Consider the following 19,894-nt stretch of genomic DNA (forward strand, 5'->3'; position numbering starts at 1 on the left):
GAAGGGGTGGTCAGTCGGCGACGATCAGCATCCGCTCGGGGGCGGTGTCGACCGGCGCCGGCAGCCGCAGCGGTTGGCGGCCGGGGGTGATGCTGCCGAGCACCGAGGCGTGCCGTGCGCCGGTGCCCGAGGGCAGGGTGCCCGGCAGCCCGTGCACGGTCAGGTAGCCCAGCAGCGCGAAGGCCAGTGCCTCCTTGGCGTCGGACGCGACACCCACCTCGTCGCTGGACGTCAGGTGGACGTCCGGCAGCTCGTCGCTGATCATCCGCAGCAGCGTCGGGTTGTGCGCGCCGCCGCCGGAGACGACGAGGCGGGTGACGCCGTGCTCGCGGCAGGCGTCGGCCACCGTGACCGCCGTCAGCCGGGTGAGCGTGGCCAGCACGTCGTTCGGCTCCGGCGTGGGGGCGTCGGCGAGGGCGGCGAGCAGGTACGGCAGGTGGAACAGCTCCTTGCCGGTGCTCTTCGGGCCGGGCTGCCGGTAGTACGGCTCGTCGAGCAGCCGCCGCAGCAGGACCGGGTTGACCTGCCCGGCTGCCGCGCCGCGCCCGTCCCGGTCGTACTCCTCGACGCCGCCGCTGAAGTGGCGGACGGCGGCGTCGAGGAGCGCGTTGGCCGGCCCGGTGTCGAACGCGAGGGGATCCGCGTCCCGCGCGACGACGGTGATGTTGGCGATGCCGCCCAGGTTCAGCGCGGCGGGGACGCCGGGCAGGCCGCGCAGCAGCAGCGCGTCGAACAGGGCGACCAGGGGTGCGCCCTGGCCACCGGCGGCGACGTCGCGGCTGCGCAGGTCGGCCACGACCGCAAGGCCGGTGGCCTCCGCGATCCAGGCCGGCTGACCGAGCTGGAGGGTGCCGCGGACCGTACCCGCCTCGACCCAGTGGTGCATGGTCTGGCCGTGGGAGACGACCAGGTCGGCCCGGCCGCGGCAGAGTTCCGCGACCGCCCGCACGCCCGCCTCGGCGAAGGTCTGGCCGATGCCGGTGTCCAGCACGCAGATCGCCTCGGTGGTGGTCGTCGCGGGTGGCAGGGCCGCGGCGATCCGGGCGCGCAGCTGCTCGGGGTACGGGTGGCTGAGCCGGCCCAGCGGTCGCATCCGCAGGTTGTCGCCGCTCAGGTCGAACTCGGCTGCGGCGGCTTCGATGCCGTCGTAGGAGGTTCCGGACATCAGGCCGATCACGCGCATCGCGTCCTCCTTCACGCCCGGCCGGCGGGTGCCGTCGCGGCGTCGTCGTCGACCTCGTCGCGTCGTCCATGGTCGTACGGCGTCTCCGGGGCCGGGTGGAACCGGCTCGACACCGCGCCGACGACCAGGGTGATCAGGACGCCGATCGGCACCAGCCACTGCGCGGCGATGGCGGTCGCGGTGGTGGTACCCGCCGTCGTCACATCGATCTTGACGAAGCGGACGATGTAGGTCATCACCGCCACGGTGACGAGGAAGGCGATGAACGCGTCGACCTGGTTGGCCCGCTTGACCAGACGGCCGAGCAGGAAGGCCCCGAGCAGCGCCCCGTAGGTGTAGCCCGCGATGGTCAGACCGGTCAGGTAGACGTTTCCGGTGCTGGAGCTGAACGCGCAGGCGAAGATCGCCATCAGCACCGCCCAGACCAGGGTCATCACCCGGGCGAGCCGGAGCATCGCGTCGTCGGACGGGACCTTGCGCGAGAAGCTGTGGATGAAGTCGGCGACGGTGGAGTTCGACATCGAGTTCAACGCCGACGACAGCGAACCCATCGCGGCGCCGAGGATGCCGGCCACCAGCAGACCTGAGATGCCGACCGGCAGGGCGTGCAGGATGAAGCTCGGGTAGAGGTTGTCGCTGCTGGCCAGGCCGAGTTCCTTGAAGGTCTGACCCTTGTTGTACGACCACAGCAGCGCGCCGACCAGGGAGAACGCGGCGAACTGGATGACCACGAAGACGCCCGAGGAGATCATCGCCTTCTGCCCGTCGCGCAGCGTGCGGGTGGACAGGATGCGCTGGACGATCAGCTGGTCCGATCCGTGGCTGGCCATCGCGAAGATGGCACCACCGATGATCGCGGTCGGCAGGGCGAACGGGCTGGTGAGCACGTGCGCGAGGGTGAAGTTGGTGTCGAAGAGCTGGAACTTGCCGGCGTCCAGCGCCTGCGAGTAGCCGTCGAAGCCGACGGCGTGGCTGAGCACCGCGATGGCCAGGATCGCCCCGCCCAGGTACAGCCCCATCTGGATGGCGTCGGTCCAGATGACCGCCTTGATGCCGCCGAGGTAGGTGTAGACCACCGTGATGAGCGTGAGGACCACGATGATGGCCTGGTAGCCGACGTGCAGGCCGAACTCGTCGAGGAGCAGCTTGATGGGGATGGCCGAGGCGAACAGGCGGACACCCTCGGCGAGCAGGCGGGTGAAGACGAACGTGACCGACGCCAGACCCTGAAGTTTCAGGCCAAACCGCTCACCGAGGTACTGGTAGGCGCTGACGAACCCACCCCGTTTGTAGAGCGGGATGAGCACCGTGGCCACGACGACGCGACCGATGACGTAGCCCAGGGCCAGCTCGACGTTGCCGAACCCCTGACCGCTGTAGGCGCCACCCGGCACGCTGATCACGGTCAGGACGCTGGTCTCGGTGGCGACCACGGAGAACGAGACGGTCCACCACGGCAGCCGGCCCTCGCCCACGAAGTAGTCCTTGGCGGATTTCTGCTTGCCGGACAGGCGCAGTCCGACGAAGGCGATCACCACGAGGTACAGCACGATCACGACAAGGTCGAGTTGGCGCACGGTTCACTCCCCACCCAGCGGATTGTCAATAAGTGACGTTGGCCCACACTAACGCGAAACTTTTTGCCAGCGTCCGTCCGGGCTGGTTACGCTGTGGTTTCAGCCTGCTGATAGAGGGCGCGTTGGCCCAGCAGGACGCGCCCGGTGGCACTCGGCGGCTGAACATCAGCGAGAGGAACGAACACCGGATGGACCTCAGCACCCTCGGCACCGAGACCCGCAACGACAAGACCAGCGACCTCGACCGGATGTCTCCCACCGAGTTGCTTCTCGCGATGAACGACGAGGACCGCTCGGTCGCCGACGCCGTCCGTCGGGCCGTGCCGGACATCGCCGCCGCCGTCGACGTCATCGTGGCGTCGCTACGCCAGGGCGGACGGCTGATCTACCTCGGCGCGGGCACCAGCGGCCGGATCGGCATGCTCGACGCCGTCGAGATCCCACCCACCTTCGGTACGACGCCCGACCGGGTCATCGGTCTGCTCGCCGGCGGGGCACGAGCGTTCGGCGTCGCCGTCGAGGGCGCCGAGGACGACCCGACCCGCGCCGTCGCCGACCTCGACGCGGTCGGCCTGACCGCCCGCGACACGGTGGTCGGGCTCGCCGCCAGCCGCCGTACCCCGTACGTGGTCGGCGGGTTGGATCACGCCCGCGCGCGCGGCGCGGCGACCGTCTCCGTGGCCTGCAACACCGACGCCGTGATCAGCCGGCACGCCGACGTCGCCATCGAGGTGCCCACCGGCCCCGAGGTGCTCACCGGCTCCACCCGGCTCAAGGCCGGCACCGCCGAGAAGCTCGTCTGCAACATGCTCTCGACCGCCACGATGGCCCGGCTCGGCAAGGTCTACGGCAACCTCATGGTGGACATGAACGCCACCAACGCCAAGCTCGTCGACCGGGCACGCCGGATCGTCGCCGAGGCCGCCGACACCGACCTCGACACGGCCGCGCGGGCGCTCGCGGCGGCGCACGGGCACGCCAAGACGGCCATCGTGCTGCTGCTCGCCCACTGCACGGCCGAGGAGGCCGCTGTACGGCTGCGCGCCGCCGACGATGACGTCCGGGCGGCCGTCGCGGCCTGACCGCAACGCGTCGCGCGTCGTCGCTGGCGTGCCCCGGTGGTCAGCGGTTCAGGTAGGCGGCCAGGCCGCCGAGCTCCTCGCTCGCGATGAACACCGACCGCACGTTGAGGATGGCCTCCTCGACGTGGGCCTCGCAGCCCCACGCCGCATCACCCCACGAATCGGCGATCTTGATCTTCGCTGGTGCGGCGCACCCCTGGTCGCCGCCGAGCTGGCAGTGCTCGGGGTGCGGTCGGGCGGCCTGTGCGGCCGCGGCGGCGCGCATCCGGTCGGCGAGTTCCGCGGCGGCGGTGGCGCGCTGCTCGGCCTCGGCGCGCAGCTGCCGCTCCGCGCGTACCGCCTTGGCCAGCTCCTCATGCGCGGCCTTGGCGCGTGCTTCGGCGGCCGTCTTCGCCTGCTCGACGTGGTGGCGTTCGATGGCCAGGGCCGCGGTGTCGGCGAAGACCCGGGCCAGAGCGAGATCGGCGTCCTGCGGGACACGCGGGGTGCGGTGGTACATGGCGAAGGTGCCCAACAGGCTGCCGTCGCGGGCCATGATCGGCATCGACCAGCAGGCGGCGAGGCCGGCCCGCTCGGCCAGGTCGCGGAAGTCGTCCCAGAACGGGTCGTTGGCGATGTCGGTGACGATGACTGGTTCCCGCCGGTGCGCGGCGGTGCCGCACGAGCCGACGCCCTCGCCGGTGGCGATCCCGTCGATGGCCTGGTTGTAGAACTCGGGCAGGCTCGGTGCGGCGCCGTGGCGCAGGTGCCGGCCGTCCGGATCGGCGAGCAGCACGGAGACGAGCACCTGCTCCGGCGCCAGGTTTTCGATGCAGCGGGCCATTCCGTCGAGCACCTCGGCCAGGGGCGCCTGGCGGGCGATCTGCTCCAGCATGGCGCGGTGTTCGGCCATCAACCGCTGGGCGTGCTTGACCTGCGTGGTCTCCACACCGATCACGCGGATCCCGGTCACGGTGCCGCTGGCGTCGCGGCGTGGCTCGTAGGTGAAGTCGAAGAACGCCTCCCGCGCGTGCGGACCGGTCCCCAGCACGACCCGGGCGTCCCGACCGGTGTAGGGCTCACCCGTGCGGTAGACCTCGTCCAGCAGAGCGACGAAGCCCTGACCGGCCAACTCGGGCATCAGCTCGGCGATCGGGACCCCGGTGCGCGCCCGTTCCTCACCGATGGTGGCGAAGAACGCCGGGTTCGCCGTCTCCACCACATGCGTCGGCCCCACGAGCGACGCGAAAACGGCGATGGACTGCCCGAACAGCGCCCGCAGATCCTCCTCGGCCGTCTCCCCGGCACTCACCGCAGTCGACCGCTGGCCCGATACCGCCGTCATGCCGTGGTCGCCCCTCTCCTGTACGACTTCGTCGGATGGCTCATGGTCCGCCGCCCGCTGACGGTCGCCAGAGTACGGGGAAGACCGCGAAGCCGCCGTGCAGCGTACCGATGCTCAGGCAGCGGCTGTCGTACCGGTGCGGCGGCGGCTCAGCCGCTCTCGTCCACGAACTTGTAGTAGCTCATCCGGAAGCGTTGCAGCAGGGCGCGCATGAAGTCCGGACCGGCCTCCGGCGGCACCCGCTCCGCGCCGACCGGCACACCGTTGTCGTAGAAGTCCTGTGCGAGCGCGCCCCACTCGGGGTCGACGATGGTCAGCGACACCGCCTGGCCCGGCTGCCAACGGAACTCGGCCACCCGCCGGTTGGTGTGCTGGGCGAACGTGCGGAATCGGCGCCGACGGTCTCCGCCGCGGCCTCCGCCACCTGCGGTGCCAGGCGCCCCTGTGCCCGGCGCATCACCGCCAGCACCTCGGCGGCGATCTCGTCCGCCCGCCACCGCAACACCCGGTCGTCGAGTCGAAGGTCGGTCATGGCACCGGACGCGGCGACGGTCACCTGGACCGCGCCGTCCGCACCGTCGGCGGTCGCCGACAGCGCCGCCACCCGCTCGGACAACTCCTGCGCCCGGGCGGCCCGCTCGGAGATGCCCGCCGACCAGGAGGCGACGAACCGCTCGGTCGCCGCGCCGAAGTCGCCGCTGGGAAACTGCGCCATCAGACCTCCCCGTGTGACGGCTGCCGGCCGCCTCGGAGGTGACACCGGGGGCGCGGCCACCACACGATACGTCCTGACCCTCCGACGTGGAGTCCGCGCGGCGGCTGTCCGCACGGACGGCGGCCGGCCGCTCAGTTGAGCGGCCGGCCGTCGCGAATCGGGTACGGGTCCTCGTGCGGACTCCTACCGCTCAGCCGCGAATCCACTGCTGATTGCTGCCACCGGTGCAGGTCCAGATCTGGACGGCGGTGCCGTTGGCGGTGCCCGCGCCGTTGACGTCCAGGCAGAGCCCCGATCCGACCCCGGTGATCGTGCCGTCGGCGTTGACCCGCCACTGTTGGCCGCTACCGCCGTTGCAGGTCAAGATCCGCGCACGGGTCCCCGCGGCGGTGCCCGGTACGTCGAGGCACTTGTTGCCGTAGACGGTCAGTTGGTTGCTCGTGGTGAGCGTCCACTGCTGGTTGGCGCCGCCGTTGCAGTCCCAGATCTGCACCACCGAACCGTCGGCCTGGCTGGCCCCGTTGACGTCCAGGCACCGGTTGGAGCCAGCGCCGCGGATCGCTCCGGTCGCGCCCGGCTCACCGGAGTTGCCGACCGGCGTGATGGAGAGGTTGTCGAACTGGGCGGTGACTCCCTGACCCGTGCCGTACCCGATCTGGCCGGCGACCCAGGTCGAGTCGGAGACCGTTCCGACGGTGGTGCCGTCGATGGCCGCGGTGAGGGTGCTCCCGTTGAGCGTCAGCGACAGGGTGTGCCAGCGCCCGGTGCCCAGCGCGGAGGTGTTTCCGCTGGCCAGCGTGCGCCAGTTGCCGCTGGTGTTGTTGCTCCGGATGGACCACGCGCCACCGTCGGTCACCCGGAAGTAGTACCCGTTGAGGTTCTGCGGGCCCTGGTGGTTGTACGTGTTGGCGCGTCCGATGAGCTGCGCGTAGCCGGACTTCTCCAGCATGACGTCCGAGGAGACCGTGTAGTTGCGCCACGACAGGTCACCCAGCAGCGTGTACGGCTCGGCCTGGCCGGACGTCCAGAAGATCGGCGTCTGCTCCGACATCTGGCGTACGCACTGGCCTGCGCGACCACCCCCGCAGCCGGCGATGTCGAACGAGCCCTGCTGGTCCATCAGGTACTTCGCCTCGCGCCCGACGGCGTAGCTGTCGAAGGTGTCGTTGTACGGCAGCTTCAGGTTGCCCGCCGCCGGGCTGGCCGCCGTGCTCTTACCCTGCCCGGTGGTGGTGGTGATGCTGTAGACGTAGCCGGGCTGGACGGTGAGCGAGAAACGCCCGCCGCTCGGCGTGATGTCGCTGCCCCTGACGAAGTGGTCGGCGGTGTTGTTCGACCGGACGTTCGTCGACCAGACGTGCACGGCGCCGGTGGACAGCCCGCCGGTGACGGTGAAGTCGAGGGTCTGCGCTGAGCCGGCGTCCATCGTCTCGATGATGGTGCTGTAGTCGCTGTTGTTGGTGGACTTCAGCGACACGTAGCTGCCGTTGTTGCGGTTGCCGCCGAGGTAGCCGGTCGATCCGTCGAGGTAGCGCCAGCCCGGGGCGGTGAACTGCGTGGTCTGCGCCATCACCCACGTGCTCTTGCCGATGGAGTAGGCACCGGACCAGGGCTGCTGCGCCACCGCCACACCCGTGGTCGCCCAGGGGATGTTGGGCGTGATGGCGGCGATGGCGGGCCAGTTGATGTAACCGGTCATCTTGCCGTCGATGTAGCCGCGGTTGATGCCGCGGGCGAGGGCCTGCGCGCCGGCGTTGTAGTCGTCGGAGCCGTTCTCGCTGGCCCAGAGCGACTTGCCGGTGGACACCGCGTTGCTGGAGCTGGGGCAGCTGGACTGGGCGCTGCGGTATCCGCAGACGTAGTGGCTGCCGAAGACCTGTACGGCGTTGGCGAACGCCGGATCCCGCAGCGATTCGTCGGCGGCGGCCCAGCCGAAGTCGTCCGAGGCGACGATCTTCACGCTGCTGTAGCCGCGGGAGTTGAGAGCCGAGCGCAGGTTCTTGTACCAGGTGGCGTTGTAGCCCTTCTCGTTCCACCCGCCGAGGTAGTTGATGGTCAGCCCGTGGGTGGCCGCGCAGTCCAGCCAGGCCACCAGGTAGTCGATCGAGTCGTTGGACCAGAAGTTGCCGTTCCCGATCCAGCCCGGCGCTCCCCAGGCCAGGCCCGCCAGGGCGATGTTGGCGTTGCGTGCCCGCGCCTGCTCCATCAGCCACCACTCGTAGCCCCGGTTGCAGTTGATGGCGCCCCGGGTGTGCTCGTGGCTGGGCTCCGCCCCGGAGGTCGAGTTCGTGTCCCCGCCGATCTCCGTCTTCAGCAGCTGCATGGCGGCGCCGCGGCCCGGCTTGAACAGGTAGTCCAGGATGTCACTGCGCTGGGGCTCCGGGTAGTCGATCAGCAACCTGCTGTTGCCGCCACCGCCACTGACCGCGCCGATCCCGTCGAGCGCCCGTCCACCGGATCCGCCGTTGATCGTGATGGCGGTTGCCGCCTGGGCGGGGGAGGCGAACCCGGTCAGCACGGCCGCCGCCAGGACCACCCCTCCCAGCGCCGAAGCGGTCAGCCGACGCGGACGTCGCGTGCTTCGCCATGACCAGCGGCGCGGCCCGCCCTCGCCAGTGCTGCGCCGATGACTCCCTCTACCGAACATCTGACTCGCCTCCCCAACCGCTTTCGACCCCGAAGCCGTACGGCAGGTGTCGAGCTGTCGTACCGCGGAGGCCTCTTATCGAAGATCATTAATAAGCAGACGTCGTATGTTAGGCACCGCATCGGTCGGCGGTCAACGGCAACGACCAACCACAAATGCCGCGATCTTGGGCGGCGGGATCGTCGGAGCCTCACAAAAGGTTCGATGAATGCTGCGTCGAGCGTTCACCGGCAGGGCGGGGCGGGGGGGGGGGGGGCCCCCGGGGGGGGGGGCCCCCCCCCCCCCCCCCCCCCCCCCCCGGCCCCGTGGTGGGCGCAGCGATTTCTATCGGTGCGTCCCCGAGGTGTCCGCCGGGCTCAGCTCCGGCTCCATCGTTGGTTGGCCCCGCCGTTGCAGTCCCAGATCTGGATGCGCGTGCCGTTGGCCGTACCGTTGCCGACCACGTCCAGGCACCGGCCCGAACCCACTCCGGTGATCGAGCCGTCGGCGTTGAGCCGCCACCGCTGGTTGGACTGGCCGTTGCAGTCCCAGATGATCACCGAGCTGCCGTTCGCGGTGGCGGCGCCGTTGACGTCGAGACACTTGCCGCCGAAGACGCGCAGCTCCTGGGCGGCCGTCGAGGTCCAGCTCTGGTTGCTCTGGCCGTGGCAGTCCCAGATGATCGCCGCCGTGCCGTTGGCCTGCGAGGCGCCGTTGACGTCCAGGCACCGCCCGGAGGCGGTGTTGCGCAGGGCCGACGTGCCGCTCGGAGGCGGGGTGGTCGGACCGCCGGTGGGTGACGCGGTCGGGCTCGGCGTCGGATCGGTGCTGCCGAACTGGGTGAAGAACCTCCACACCTCGCCCTTGGTCCAGGTCCTGGCGCCGCTGTCCCCGCCGCCGTCCACCGGGCCGGGGGTGTGCCCGCCGTCGAAGGCGGCCCACACCACGGGATAGCCGGCACGGCATCCGGAGTAGGTGGTGGTGATGTGGGTCAGGCTGCCCGCTCTCGGCTCGGGCGGGCTCTGTGGGGTGCAGCCGTTGTTCCGCACGAACGTGTCACGCAGGGACCGTCCGGCGGAGATGTTGAGCACCGGGTCCCCGATGCCATGGATTCCCATGTACGCGATCGGCTGGGTGCCGCCGCTGCACCCGCTGAGCTGCCCGCCGGAGTAGACCGCTACAGCGCGGAAGACACCCGCTCGCGAACAGGCCAGCGAATAGCTCATGCCTCCGCCGTAGCTGAAGCCGAGCGCGAAGAGTTGCGTCGTGTCGACACAGAGGTCGGCCTCGATCAGGCTGATCATGTTGTCGACGAAGGTGACGTCCTGGCCGCCGGGGTTGGCCCAGCCGTTACCGTTGCCCTGCGGGGCCACGAAGATGGTGCTGTTGTTCGCCTGCTGCCGCAGTCCGTAGTACGACCAGGCCGCGCCGTCCGAGCCGCCGCCGTCGACGTCGTTGGCGGTGCCGCCGTTCCAGTGGAATCCGAAGATCAACCGGTACGGGTGGTTCCGGTCGTAGTTGTCGGGGATCCTCAGGATGAAGCTACGGTTCTGGCCGCTGCTCTGGATGGAGCGTGAACCGCTGGTCAACGTGGGCGCTTTGCCGCACCCGGCGGTCGCGGCGGCCGCTGTGACGTTCGCGGCCGACGCGGTGGCGCTCAGGCCGCCGGTCATTCCCGCCACGCCCACGGTCGCGACGACGAGCGCGGCCGTCGCAAGAGAACCAAGGAGGGGTCTACGTCTTGTCATGAGGGGGCTCCCGCCATTCGGCACGAACTGATTCAGGTGAAGGGGCGCGCGACGACCACTCCTGGTCACCCCGCCGACACCGCTCGTCGCCGAGGAACCGCGGGAAGACGCGATGTGCCCACGCCGACGCCCGGCTCGTCGCCACAGGTACCCGCCACTGGTCTCGCCGCCCATGCGGGACCAGTTGGTCGTTGAATCGTCGGTGGCCACATTGTTCGCCCGAACACCACACGACCGGCCGTCGGAGAATGCCGGAGATGCCCGGCCCGCGGTCGAATCGATTCGCTCCGACGCTAGATCCGACAGTGAAATATGTCAATGCCGTGTCCAACGGGTTGCGGCCCGGGGCGTCCGGTCAGCGGTGCGGGGCTGCTCGTACGTCGGCGAGGTGTTCGGTAATGCGGAGCAGCACCTGGCCTGGTGCGTCGGGAACGACGGCGGCCGTGTCGGCGAGTGCGCTGGTCAGGGGCGGTCCACGGCCGCCGATGGCCGACGGCGGTTCGCCCCTCGGCGAAATAGGGTAAGGGGGAGGTCAACGGTGTGGGGAGGTTGTAGTGGATTTGCTGTTGTCGGTCCGGCCGGGCCGCGGCTGCACGGTGCTCGAGGTGCGCGGCGAGCTGGACATGGCGACGTCCCCACAGTTGCGCGAAGGCCTGCAAGGGTTGGCTGATGCCGGGGAGCGCCTGGTGGTGGTGGACCTGGCCGGGGTGGGATTCATGGACTCCAGCGGGCTGGGCGCGCTGGTGGTGATGTTCAAGGCGTTACGGGATGTCGGGGGTCGGTTGTGCCTGGCCGCGGCGCAGCCCGCCGTACGCAGTGTCCTGTCGATCACATCGGTGGATCGGGTCATCGGCATCTACGACAGCGTGCCGGCGGCTGAAGCGGATCTCCGTCCCGCCGACGCGACCGGCCGCTAGTTCACCCGGCGCTGGCGCGTTCCTGGTCGGCGCCAGCGCTGGTCCGCCGGTCCTCGCTGTGTCCGCCGTGCCAGTCGACGACGAACAGGGTGGCGTCATCGGCGAGCGTCGGTCCGCTGACCTCCAGCACGGCGTCGGCCAACGCCCGGACGGCCTCGCGGGGGTGCAGACCGGCGATCGAGCGCAACATGGCCGGCAGATCCAGGCTGGCCGCGTTGCGTTCCCGCACTCCGTCGGTGCCCACCACCACACGGTCGCCGGGGCGCAGCGCGACGTCGCCGGCGCAGTACGTGGCCTCGGCGAACATTCCCAGCGGGAAGTTGCCCGGCAGCGACAGCATGCGGGTGTCCCCGTCGCGTACCAGCATCGGCGGGATGTGCCCGGCGTTGAGCAGCGCGCACACGCCCGTGCGCAGGTCGAGACGGCCCAGTAGCGCGGTGACGAAACTGCCGGGCACGGCGGTGTGTTCGGCCACCTCGGCATTCGCGGCCTCGGCCTGCTCCACCAGGCCCACCCCGCGACGTCGACCGTTGCGCAGACTGCCCACCCCCAGGGTGGCCGTCAGCGCGCTGGCCACCCCGTGACCCATCGCGTCGGTGACGCTGAAGTGCAGCACGTCGCGGGCGAGGCTGTAGTCGAAGGTGTCCCCGGCGACGCTCGCGGCGGGCTCCAGCCAGCCGGACAGGGTGAACGCGCTGGCCTCACACGTGAACGAGCCGGGCAGCAGGCGGCGTTGGATCTCTCTCGACAGGGTGAACGGGGTCGTGCGTTGCCCCCACTCGAAAAGGTCGGTGTGCCGCCGGTTGGCGATCACCACGAACGCCAACACGTGCGCCGTGCGGCCGATCTCCTCCAGCTCCCGCGGATCCGGCTCGTTCGGCAGGACCATCTCGAGCAGGCCGATCGCCTCGCCGCGGTCGGTCACCGGCGCCAACACCGTCGCCCGGCAGCGGCCGAGGAAAAGGCCGCGTACGGGCGGCGGAGGCCCGCGCTGAGACGCGTCACGAATGGTGATCGCACAACTACTCCTCCGGGCGTGCAACTTCCCGGGCGACCGGATCCGTTCTACCTCCGTCACGAGGAGGCAGTCGACTTGAGAGCCGAAGACGAGCAGGCATTCCGTGAGTTCGTGACGTCGGAGATGGCGTCGCTGCGCAAGCTGGCGTACGTGACCTGCGGCGACTGGCACACGGCAGAGGACGCCGTGGCCAACGCGTTGGTCAAGCTCTACCCCCGCTGGAGGAAGCTGGACCGACCCGATCTCTACGTCAAGACGATGGTCTATCGGGCCGCGGTCGACGAGACCCGCCGGCCCTGGCGGCGCGAGCGGGCGGCTGGCGACGCCATGCCGGACGTCGCGCTGCGGGACCCGACCGGCGCGACCGACGAGCGGATGCGCCTGCGGGCGGCCCTCGACGCCGTGCCGCCCCGGCAGCGGGCCGCGGTGGTGCTCCGGCACTACCTGGGTCTGAGCCTGGAGGACACGGCCGGCGTCCTCGACTGCACGGTCGGCACAGCCAAGAGTCAGGTCTCCCGTGGCCTGGCGAAGCTGCGCGTGTCACTAGCCGGCGAACGCATCAATCTCACCGGAAAGTCGATTGAGGAGTGGACCAATGCAGTTGCATGAGTTCGTGGACGCCGTGACGGGCGAAGAGCCGCCGATGGCCCGCACCGCGGACGACATCATCGTGGCAGGGCGGCGGGCCGAGCGGCGTCGCCGGGCCGGGTTCGCGTCGGCCGGCGTGGCCGGTCTCGTCGTGGTCGCGGTCGCCGGCGCGTTCGTGCTGCCCACCCTGGGCGCCGAGCAGAATTCGCCGGCCCCGGTCGGCGCGGCGACGTCCAAGGTCGCCGAGGCCACGTGGTCCGACGCCGTGCCGTTCACCTTCACCTTTCAGGGGTACGACGCCGGCACCCTGCACGTGCAGGACCCGATCGTCGCGTCCACCGCCTACCAGATCGCCTCGGTCTACTCCGACGGCCACACCTCGAACGACAAGCCCCTCACCGAGGAAGAGGCCGCGGCGCTGGGCGGCGCCACCGAGCAGGACAAGAAGAAGGCCGCCGGGGGGAAGCCGAGCCTGTGGGCGTATCTGACCGTCTACCGGCCGGGCGTCTTCGACCCCGCGAAGATCAAGGGCGGCACGGACGTCACCGTGGCCGGGCGCAGGGCCGTGCGGGCGCTGCTGCCGGTCGGCCTCGACCCGCAGAACCAGGTGGACGCAGGCAACAAGCTGTTCGCCTGGGAGTACGCCGACAACGCCTGGGCGGCTGTCACGTCGATCTCCAGCGACGAGGCGACGCCGAGCTTCGAGGACCTGGGTGGCCTGGTCGAAGGCCTGAAGCCCAGCAAGCCGACGCCGGCTCTGGTGCCGTTCACGGTGGGCTACGTGCCGGGCGGCTACGTGCCGCTGCAGATCGGCACCCACGCGCTTCCCGGTCTCAGCGGCATCGCCGCGGCCCGTGCCGGTGACTACGGCGGCGCGACGTACACCAGGCCAGCCGCGCCCACCACGGGCCTGACCGCGCCCTACGACATGGTCGAGGGCGCCATCAAGGACGGGTTCCACATCTTCGTCACGCCCAGCACCAGCTCGAACCAGTCGCCGGAGCCCGGCGCGACGAAGTGCTACAACGTGTCCGACCAGCGCCGCCAGGGCACCGGCCCCGAAGACGGTGGCTTCTGCAACATCTGGAGCGCCGACGGGAAGGTCGTCGTCCAGGTCAGCACCAGCGGCCTTGGCAACGGACTGCCACGGGCCGAGCTGGAGAAGATCGCCAAGGGGGTCACGGTCGCCGACGTCGGGAACGAGTCGACCTGGACCCCCGCCGCGGACGCTCTGCAGCCGTAAACGATCGGCACCGGCCACCACGACAGCACGGATCGTCTCCCACCTGCCGCGCAGCAACGGCGGTGATCGCACACCAGGTGCGGTCACCGCCGTCGCGCGTTCGTGGTCGTCAGCGACAGCGGGCCGACCAGCCACCGCCTGATCGGGGGAGACGGCTGTCGCGTCGCAGTGGCCCTGCGCGAGCCGTGACGCACCCGGCCGCTGCCTCAACGACGAGCCCGCACTCTTGGCAGCGACGCCCGCCTCCGCTACCGTCCTTGGGAACGCTCCCATGAACTTAGATACATCAATGTGATCAGGAGGAAACACGTCGTGGCTATCCTCTCCCCCCGGCGCCGTAGATCGGTGGCCCTCAGTGTGGCGGCCATCGCGGGCACCGCCGCGGCCAGCGTCTGCTACGCCGTCGGCGGCGCGTCCGCCGGCACGGTGTCCGGGTCGCTCTACCGCGACCCGAGTTCGGCCGTCGTCCGCTGGGTCGCCGCCAACCCCGGCGACTCGCGTGCCGCCGTCATCCGCGACAAGATCGCCAGTCAGCCGCAGGCCCGCTGGTTCGCCAACTTCAACCCGTCGACCGTGCAGTCCGAGGTCTCCGGGTTCGTCGGCGCCGCCAACGCGGCCCAGCAGATCCCGGTGCTGGCGGTCTACGAGATCACCAACCGGGACTGCGGCGGGGCCAGCGCGGGTGGCGCCCCTGACCTCAACCAGTACCAGACGTGGGTCTCCAACTTCGCCAGAGGACTCGGCAACCAGACGGTCCTGATCATCCTGGAAACCGACTCGCTCGCCCTGCAGACGTGCCTGAGCAGCGGTGAGATCAGCGCACGCAACCAGGCGATCACGACGGCCACCCGGACCATCAAGTCGGCCAACCCCAACGCCAAGGTGTACCTCGACGGCGGCCACTCCACCTGGAACAGCGCGGGTGAGACGGCCAACCGGCTCCGCGCGGCCGGCGTGCAGTACGCCGACGGTTTCTTCACCAACGTGTCGAACTTCAACTCCACCTCCGGCGAGGCGAACTTCGGCCGCTCGGTGATCTCCGCCCTCAACGGCATGGGCATCTCGGGCAAGCGCCAGGTCATCGACACCAGCCGCAACGGCGGCGCCAGCGGGGACTGGTGCGGCGACGACAACACCGACCGGCGCATCGGGACGTACCCGACCACCAACACCGGCGACAGCAACATCGACGCGTACCTCTGGGTGAAGCCGCCGGGCGAGGCCGACGGCTGCCGCTACACGGCTGGTTCGTTCCAGCCCGACCTGGCCTACAGCCTGGCCAACGGCGTGCCCAACCCGCCGACCACCGCTCCGCCGACCACGGCCCCGCCGACGACCGCTCCGCCGACCACGGCCCCGCCGACGACCGCCCCGCCCACCACGGCCCCGCCGACCACCGCGCCCCCGACCACGCCGCCGCCGACCGGTAACCGATGCTCCGCGTCGGTGGCGGTCAACCAGTGGTCCGGCGGATTCACCGCGAGCGTGACGGTCACCGCCGGCTCTGCGGACATCAACGGCTGGACCGCGACCATCACGCTGCCCAGCGGCGCCGCGATCACCGGCACCTGGAACGCCCAGGCCAGCGGCACCAGCGGAACCGTCCGGTTCACCAACGTGGGCTACAACGGACACGTCGGCGCCGGGCAGTCGACCAACTTCGGCTTCCAGGGCACCGGCACCGGCCCGGCGACGGTCATCTGCGCGGCCAGCTGATTCCGGCTGCGACGGCCCGGCGTGGAGGACCACTCTCCGCGCCGGGCCCGGCCCCGTGCTGGATACGGGCCGGACCGAGTACGGCGAGCAGCGGCGGCATCGACGCTGGCAGACCGACCGCCGTCCCGGCATGGATGCCGCGACCCGGATCATTCTCGGCGCCCTGCACATCGCGGGTCGCGACGGTGCTGATCCCAGTCATGCCCCGCTCCGCCGCCGGCTCCGACCTCACTACGGTCGTCGACGACGACCGATGACCCTGAACCACGCCACCGCAGTTCAGGGGTAGTCGGCAGCGGCGGCCTGGGACGCGATTCGTCCGCCCCACGCGGCTGTCCGGCTTCGCCTCGATGACCGACACCGACCCTGCCTTTCCGTCAGGGAGAGTTCGGGAGAGCGGTTGCGACAACTCACGTAGAGATTCAGCAGGTCAGCCACTCTGATGGGTGGCGACCAACAAATCTAGGCCGAGAAGACTAGACATCCTCTGCGGTGTGGCATACTCTTCTTCGAGTCGAGAGAGCAAAGATCCGTCAAGACGCAGACGGGCTGTCCGGCCGTGAGATCACGACGGGCGGCGAGGAGCGGAACGTGATCCATCGTTCCTCTATGGAAGAAGGCAGTAGGAACACAGCCCGGCGTGATGCGAGCCGGGCGCAGGTGGGGCCAAGGCTCTTTTTGGGGCTCCAGCTGTTGTTCGCCGTACGTGTGGGGGCCATGAAGTCGCGTGGGGCTCCAACACCGGCGGACCGTACGTCAGCAAGGTAAAGAAGTAGCAGAGGAAAGGGAGGGCCGTACACCGTTGGATCGCCCGCCGTCGGCCGTCATGTCAGGCCGGGCGGACACCGCAGTTTCCATCGAACGAGAGGTGGTCTCCGGTCACGCATACGCGATCCTCGCACCCGAAGCCGTTCGTTGCGGCTGGTGTGGATACGACAAGCCGACGTTTCGGTCGGTAGATGGTGTTCTGACCCGTAACCCTGGGCCCCGGCGCGTCAGCGCCGGGGCCCTCGACGTGGAGGTGGCATGGGGCAGAACCCCGACGACATGTTCGGCGACGAGAGCTATCCGGCCTACACCATTGGCCAAGCTGCGGAAATGCTCGGCACCACCCAGGACTTCCTGCGCCGCCTGGACGAGGCGAAACTGATCAACCCGCACCGCTCTACCGGTGGGCACCGCCGCTACTCCCGCTACCAGCTTCGCCTGGCCGCTCGAGCCCGGGAGATGGTCGACCAGGGTACCGCCCTGGAGGCTGCCTGCCGGATCATCATCCTCGAAGACCAGCTGGAGGAAGCCCTCCGGCAAAACCAGAACCAGCAGCATGGGACGCGGCACACTGACGCCTGAGGTCATCGGCGGGCGGTGAGCTGACTGGCTCGCCAGCGCGAACCACCTCGGCTCTGCCGGCGTACTCCTGCTCGTCGCACCTCTTTCCATGTCGGCCGCCAGCCGCCAGACGCCCCCACCGAAGACCGGACATCGGCTCGGACTCGGCGGATGGCGCGGGCGTCCGGTTATCGGATCGGTGCCGTTCGTGCGTCGGTGAGATGTTTGGTGATGCGGAGCAGCACATGGCCCGGTGGCCCGTCGACGAAGGCTGCCGTGTCGGCGAGCGCGGCGATCAGGGGCAGTCCACGACCGCCGACGGTGAGCGGGGCGGGGAGTTCGGCGTCGAGGCCACCGCCGTCGGGGATGCTGCCGCGGTTGCCGACCTCGAGGAGGCAGACGTCGTCGTCGATGACGATGGTGATGTCGACGACGCTGTCGGGATCGGCGTGCAGCACCGCGTTGGCGCACGCCTCGCTGATCAGTACGGCGAGGTGGTCACGGGAGTCCTCGGCGACATCGGTGAGGCTCAGCAGGGTGGTGAGGACGTGGCGGGCGCGGGTCACCGACGACGGTTGCCGTGGAAGTGACAGGTTCATGCTCACCCGCACTGCACAGCTCCTCCCCGGCCCGTGCCTGAACCGTCGGCCTACCGCGTCACCCTGAGGCGCGATGCTCCAGTGGTGATCAGCCCTACCCCGGTTCTGCTGAGGCGAAACAGTCAGAGGTGCCGGCTCGACGTGCCCGGGCCGACGGCGGTTCACCCGTCGGCAGAATAGGGTAGGCGGGGATCATCGGGGCGTGGGGGAGGTTGCTGTGGAACTGCTGCTGTCGGTCCGGCCGGGCCGGGGTTGCACCGTGCTGGAGGCGCGCGGCGAGCTGGACATGGCGACATCCCCGCAGCTGCGCGAGCGTCTGCAACGGTTGGTCGACGCCGGTGACCACCACGTGGTGGTGGACCTGGCCGGGGTGGGATTCATGGACTCCAGCGGACTGGGCGCGCTGGTCGTGATGTTCAAGGCGCTGCGCGACGTGGGCGGTCGGATGAGCCTCGCGGCACCGCAGCCCGCCGTGCACAGCGTCCTGACGGTCACGTCGGTGGATCGAGTGATCCAGGTTTATGACAGCGTGCAGGCGGCCGAAGCCGATGTGCCGTCCACCGACCACGCGCCAGGCCGGTAGTCAGTCGGGCAGAGCGGCGCTGGCACGCTCCTGGTCGGCGCCGGCGCTGGTACGCCGGTCCTCGCGGTGCCCGCCGTGCCAGTCGAGGATGAACAGGGTGGCGTCATCGGCCAGCTTTGGTCCGCTGACCTCCAGGACGGCGTCGGCCAACGCCCGGGCGGCCTCTCGTGGATGCAGACCGGTGATCGACCGCAACATGGTCGGTAAATCCAGGTTGGCGGCGTTGCGCTCCCGCATGCCATCGGTGATCACCACCAGACGGTCGCCCGGCCGCAGCTCGACCTCGCCAGCGCGGTGTCCGGCGTCGGCGAACATTCCCAGCGGGAAGTTGGGCGGTAGTGGCAGCACCCGAGTGTTCCCGTCGCGTACCAGCATCGGCGGGACGTGCCCGGCGTTGAGCAGCGCGCACACGCCGGTGCGCAGGTCGAGACGGCCGAGGACCGCGGTGATGTAACCGCCGGGCACGGTGGCATGGCCGGCCACGTCGGCATTCGCGGCGTCGGCCTGTTCCACCAGACCGACCCCGCGGCGGCGGCTGTTGCGCAGGCTGCCCACGCCCAGGGTGGCCGTGAGCGCGCTGGCCACGCCGTGGCCCATCGCATCGGTGACGCTGAAGTGCAGCACGTCGCGGGCGAGGCTGTAGTCGAAGGTGTCCCCGCCGATGCTGGCGGCGGGTTCCAGCCAGCCGGACAGGGTGAACGCGCTGGCCTCACAGGTGAACGAGGCGGGCAGCAGGCGCCGCTGGATCTCCCCGGACAGGGTGAACGGGGTCGTCCGTTGCCCCCACTCGAACAGATCGGTGTGCCGCCGGTTGGCGATCACCACGAATGCCAACACGTGTGCCGTACGGGTGATCTCCTCCAGCGCCCGCGGGTCCGGCTCGTCCGGCAGGCTCATTTCGAGCAGGCCGATGGCCTCACCGCGGTCGGTCACCGGCGCCAGCACCGTCCACGTGTCAGGCTGCGGGACAACATGCACCGTCTGGGTGCGTAGCGCCTGCTCGGCGGGGCCGCCATCGAACGGCATCACCGTGGCGACCTCGTCACCGCCCCGGCGTCCCGCACCGGTTCCGCCGAGCGGCACGCGGGTCAGCCGGACCAGCGCCCGGCCGCTGAGGTCCGCGATCAAGAACGCGACGCTCCGCGCCCCCAGCGCCACACCGAGTTCCCGGGTGACCGCGTCGACCGCGTCGACGGGGGAGGCGTTCTCCGCCGCATCCAACAGCTGCGCCATGATCCACCCTCGGCTGCTTTCCACGGCCTGAGCCTACGAGACCCGGCTGGTCATCGCCGAGCACGAGGATCCTCACCACAGCGTCGACAGCCCAAACCAGGTTTCACATTCAGGGGCCTGGAGTGAGCTTCCCCTCGTTCCCGGACACCTGAATCTGGCATGTGCGGACACGTGGGGACCGTCGTGGCCAGGATCGCGGCGGGTCCAAGCGAACCGGGGACAGACCCGCGCTCCCAGGTTCTTCGGTGGCAACGCCGGCGACGGGGTATGGGGACGAAGGCCATTGATCCTCGACGATGTGTGCGGTGTGTGCTCTCCAGCGGATGCCAACCGGTGCCAACCGGTGCCAACACGGGTCACTGCGGCCGACCGCCGGTCGCAAACCGGCGTTCGTGTGCTCGGGGTGGTCCTCG

17 protein-coding genes are annotated in these 19,894 nt (G+C 70.1%); 7 read left to right on the forward strand and 10 right to left on the reverse strand.

Translation table 11 applies throughout. From position 1 onward, the window contains the following. Positions 1–10: 10 nt before the first annotated feature. Both ACFYPH_RS27250 and ACFYPH_RS27255 read right to left on the reverse strand, forming a co-directional pair. Positions 11–1,183, reverse strand: a complete 1,173-nt coding sequence (locus tag ACFYPH_RS27250) for an anhydro-N-acetylmuramic acid kinase (RefSeq protein ID WP_387185738.1) — start codon at positions 1,181–1,183, stop codon at positions 11–13. Between the two features lie 11 nt (positions 1,184–1,194). Beyond that, a complete protein-coding gene (locus ACFYPH_RS27255) occupies positions 1,195–2,760 on the reverse strand; it encodes a sodium:solute symporter (RefSeq protein WP_354855601.1) in 1,566 nt (521 codons plus the stop codon). Between the two features lie 188 nt (positions 2,761–2,948). Between ACFYPH_RS27255 and murQ the strand changes: the two genes are divergently transcribed. Then, positions 2,949–3,842, forward strand: coding sequence for an N-acetylmuramic acid 6-phosphate etherase (murQ, locus tag ACFYPH_RS27260; RefSeq protein ID WP_387185741.1), 894 nt, complete (start codon positions 2,949–2,951; stop codon positions 3,840–3,842). 40 nt (positions 3,843–3,882) lie between these two features. On the opposite strand, the gene ACFYPH_RS27265 is transcribed toward murQ, so the two are convergent. The 5 genes from ACFYPH_RS27265 to ACFYPH_RS27285 form a co-directional block, all read right to left on the reverse strand. Beyond that, entirely contained in the window at positions 3,883–5,133 is a 1,251-nt protein-coding gene (locus ACFYPH_RS27265) for a GAF domain-containing protein (protein ID WP_387185744.1), read from the reverse strand. A 182-nt stretch (positions 5,134–5,315) separates the two neighbouring features. After that, positions 5,316–5,522: a hypothetical protein gene (locus tag ACFYPH_RS27270; RefSeq protein ID WP_355066612.1), complete on the reverse strand. Its 207-nt coding sequence runs from the start codon at positions 5,520–5,522 to the stop codon at positions 5,316–5,318. Beyond that, a complete protein-coding gene (locus ACFYPH_RS27275; RefSeq protein WP_355134558.1) occupies positions 5,480–5,881 on the reverse strand; it encodes a YbaB/EbfC family nucleoid-associated protein in 402 nt (133 codons plus the stop codon). The genes ACFYPH_RS27270 and ACFYPH_RS27275 overlap by 43 nt, the downstream gene beginning before the upstream one ends. A gap of 190 nt (positions 5,882–6,071) precedes the next feature. Further along, on the reverse strand, positions 6,072–8,528 hold the full coding sequence (locus ACFYPH_RS27280) for a ricin-type beta-trefoil lectin domain protein (RefSeq protein WP_387185748.1): 2,457 nt from the start codon (positions 8,526–8,528) through the stop codon (positions 6,072–6,074). Between the two features lie 356 nt (positions 8,529–8,884). Then, positions 8,885–10,255 (reverse strand): lectin, encoded by a 1,371-nt coding sequence (locus ACFYPH_RS27285; RefSeq protein ID WP_354863021.1) that lies wholly within the window; start codon positions 10,253–10,255, stop codon positions 8,885–8,887. Between the two features lie 554 nt (positions 10,256–10,809). On the opposite strand from ACFYPH_RS27285, the gene ACFYPH_RS27290 reads away from it, so the two are divergent. Next, positions 10,810–11,172 carry an STAS domain-containing protein gene (locus tag ACFYPH_RS27290; protein WP_354863019.1) on the forward strand — a complete coding sequence of 121 codons (363 nt, stop codon included), beginning with the start codon at positions 10,810–10,812 and terminating at the stop codon, positions 11,170–11,172. Position 11,173: 1 nt separating this feature from the next. Here ACFYPH_RS27290 and ACFYPH_RS27295 read toward each other — a convergent pair whose 3' ends face one another. After that, a complete protein-coding gene (locus ACFYPH_RS27295) occupies positions 11,174–12,097 on the reverse strand; it encodes a PP2C family protein-serine/threonine phosphatase (protein WP_354863018.1) in 924 nt (307 codons plus the stop codon). Positions 12,098–12,265: 168 nt separating this feature from the next. Between ACFYPH_RS27295 and ACFYPH_RS27300 the strand changes: the two genes are divergently transcribed. From ACFYPH_RS27300 to ACFYPH_RS27315, 4 genes are all read left to right on the forward strand, one after another. Next, the gene (locus tag ACFYPH_RS27300; protein WP_354863016.1) at positions 12,266–12,799 is read left to right on the forward strand and encodes a SigE family RNA polymerase sigma factor; all 534 of its coding nucleotides are present in this window, start codon (positions 12,266–12,268) and stop codon (positions 12,797–12,799) included. Then, on the forward strand, positions 12,786–14,021 hold the full coding sequence (locus ACFYPH_RS27305; protein WP_387185753.1) for a hypothetical protein: 1,236 nt from the start codon (positions 12,786–12,788) through the stop codon (positions 14,019–14,021). The genes ACFYPH_RS27300 and ACFYPH_RS27305 overlap by 14 nt, the downstream gene beginning before the upstream one ends. Before the next feature lie 345 nt (positions 14,022–14,366). Further along, positions 14,367–15,737, forward strand: a complete 1,371-nt coding sequence (locus ACFYPH_RS27310) for a glycoside hydrolase family 6 protein (RefSeq protein ID WP_387185756.1) — start codon at positions 14,367–14,369, stop codon at positions 15,735–15,737. 1,026 nt (positions 15,738–16,763) lie between these two features. Next, a complete protein-coding gene (locus ACFYPH_RS27315; protein WP_387185759.1) occupies positions 16,764–17,087 on the forward strand; it encodes a helix-turn-helix domain-containing protein in 324 nt (107 codons plus the stop codon). Between the two features lie 167 nt (positions 17,088–17,254). Here ACFYPH_RS27315 and ACFYPH_RS27320 read toward each other — a convergent pair whose 3' ends face one another. After that, positions 17,255–17,665, reverse strand: coding sequence for an ATP-binding protein (locus tag ACFYPH_RS27320; protein ID WP_387185790.1), 411 nt, complete (start codon positions 17,663–17,665; stop codon positions 17,255–17,257). Positions 17,666–17,867: 202 nt separating this feature from the next. On the opposite strand from ACFYPH_RS27320, the gene ACFYPH_RS27325 reads away from it, so the two are divergent. Beyond that, on the forward strand, positions 17,868–18,248 hold the full coding sequence (locus ACFYPH_RS27325; RefSeq protein WP_355068614.1) for an STAS domain-containing protein: 381 nt from the start codon (positions 17,868–17,870) through the stop codon (positions 18,246–18,248). Here ACFYPH_RS27325 and ACFYPH_RS27330 read toward each other — a convergent pair whose 3' ends face one another. Next, positions 18,249–19,505: a PP2C family protein-serine/threonine phosphatase gene (locus tag ACFYPH_RS27330; RefSeq protein ID WP_387185762.1), complete on the reverse strand. Its 1,257-nt coding sequence runs from the start codon at positions 19,503–19,505 to the stop codon at positions 18,249–18,251. Positions 19,506–19,894 lie beyond the last annotated feature (389 nt).

This window comes from Micromonospora sp. NPDC005252 (assembly GCF_042872475.1).
GTDB lineage: Bacteria > Actinomycetota > Actinomycetes > Mycobacteriales > Micromonosporaceae > Micromonospora.

Excerpts from the sequence above, each read along its gene's own strand:
- ACFYPH_RS27250 (WP_387185738.1), bottom strand. The coding sequence starts at position 1,183 with ATGCGCGTGATCGGCCTGATGTCCGGAACCTCCTACGACGGCATCGAA.
- murQ (WP_387185741.1), top strand. The coding sequence starts at position 2,949 with ATGGACCTCAGCACCCTCGGCACCGAGACCCGCAACGACAAGACCAGC.
- ACFYPH_RS27275 (WP_355134558.1), bottom strand. The coding sequence starts at position 5,881 with ATGGCGCAGTTTCCCAGCGGCGACTTCGGCGCGGCGACCGAGCGGTTC.
- ACFYPH_RS27280 (WP_387185748.1), bottom strand. The coding sequence starts at position 8,528 with ATGTTCGGTAGAGGGAGTCATCGGCGCAGCACTGGCGAGGGCGGGCCG.
- ACFYPH_RS27285 (WP_354863021.1), bottom strand. The coding sequence starts at position 10,255 with ATGACAAGACGTAGACCCCTCCTTGGTTCTCTTGCGACGGCCGCGCTC.
- ACFYPH_RS27305 (WP_387185753.1), top strand. The coding sequence starts at position 12,786 with ATGCAGTTGCATGAGTTCGTGGACGCCGTGACGGGCGAAGAGCCGCCG.
- ACFYPH_RS27315 (WP_387185759.1), top strand. The coding sequence starts at position 16,764 with ATGGGGCAGAACCCCGACGACATGTTCGGCGACGAGAGCTATCCGGCC.
- ACFYPH_RS27320 (WP_387185790.1), bottom strand. The coding sequence starts at position 17,665 with ATGAACCTGTCACTTCCACGGCAACCGTCGTCGGTGACCCGCGCCCGC.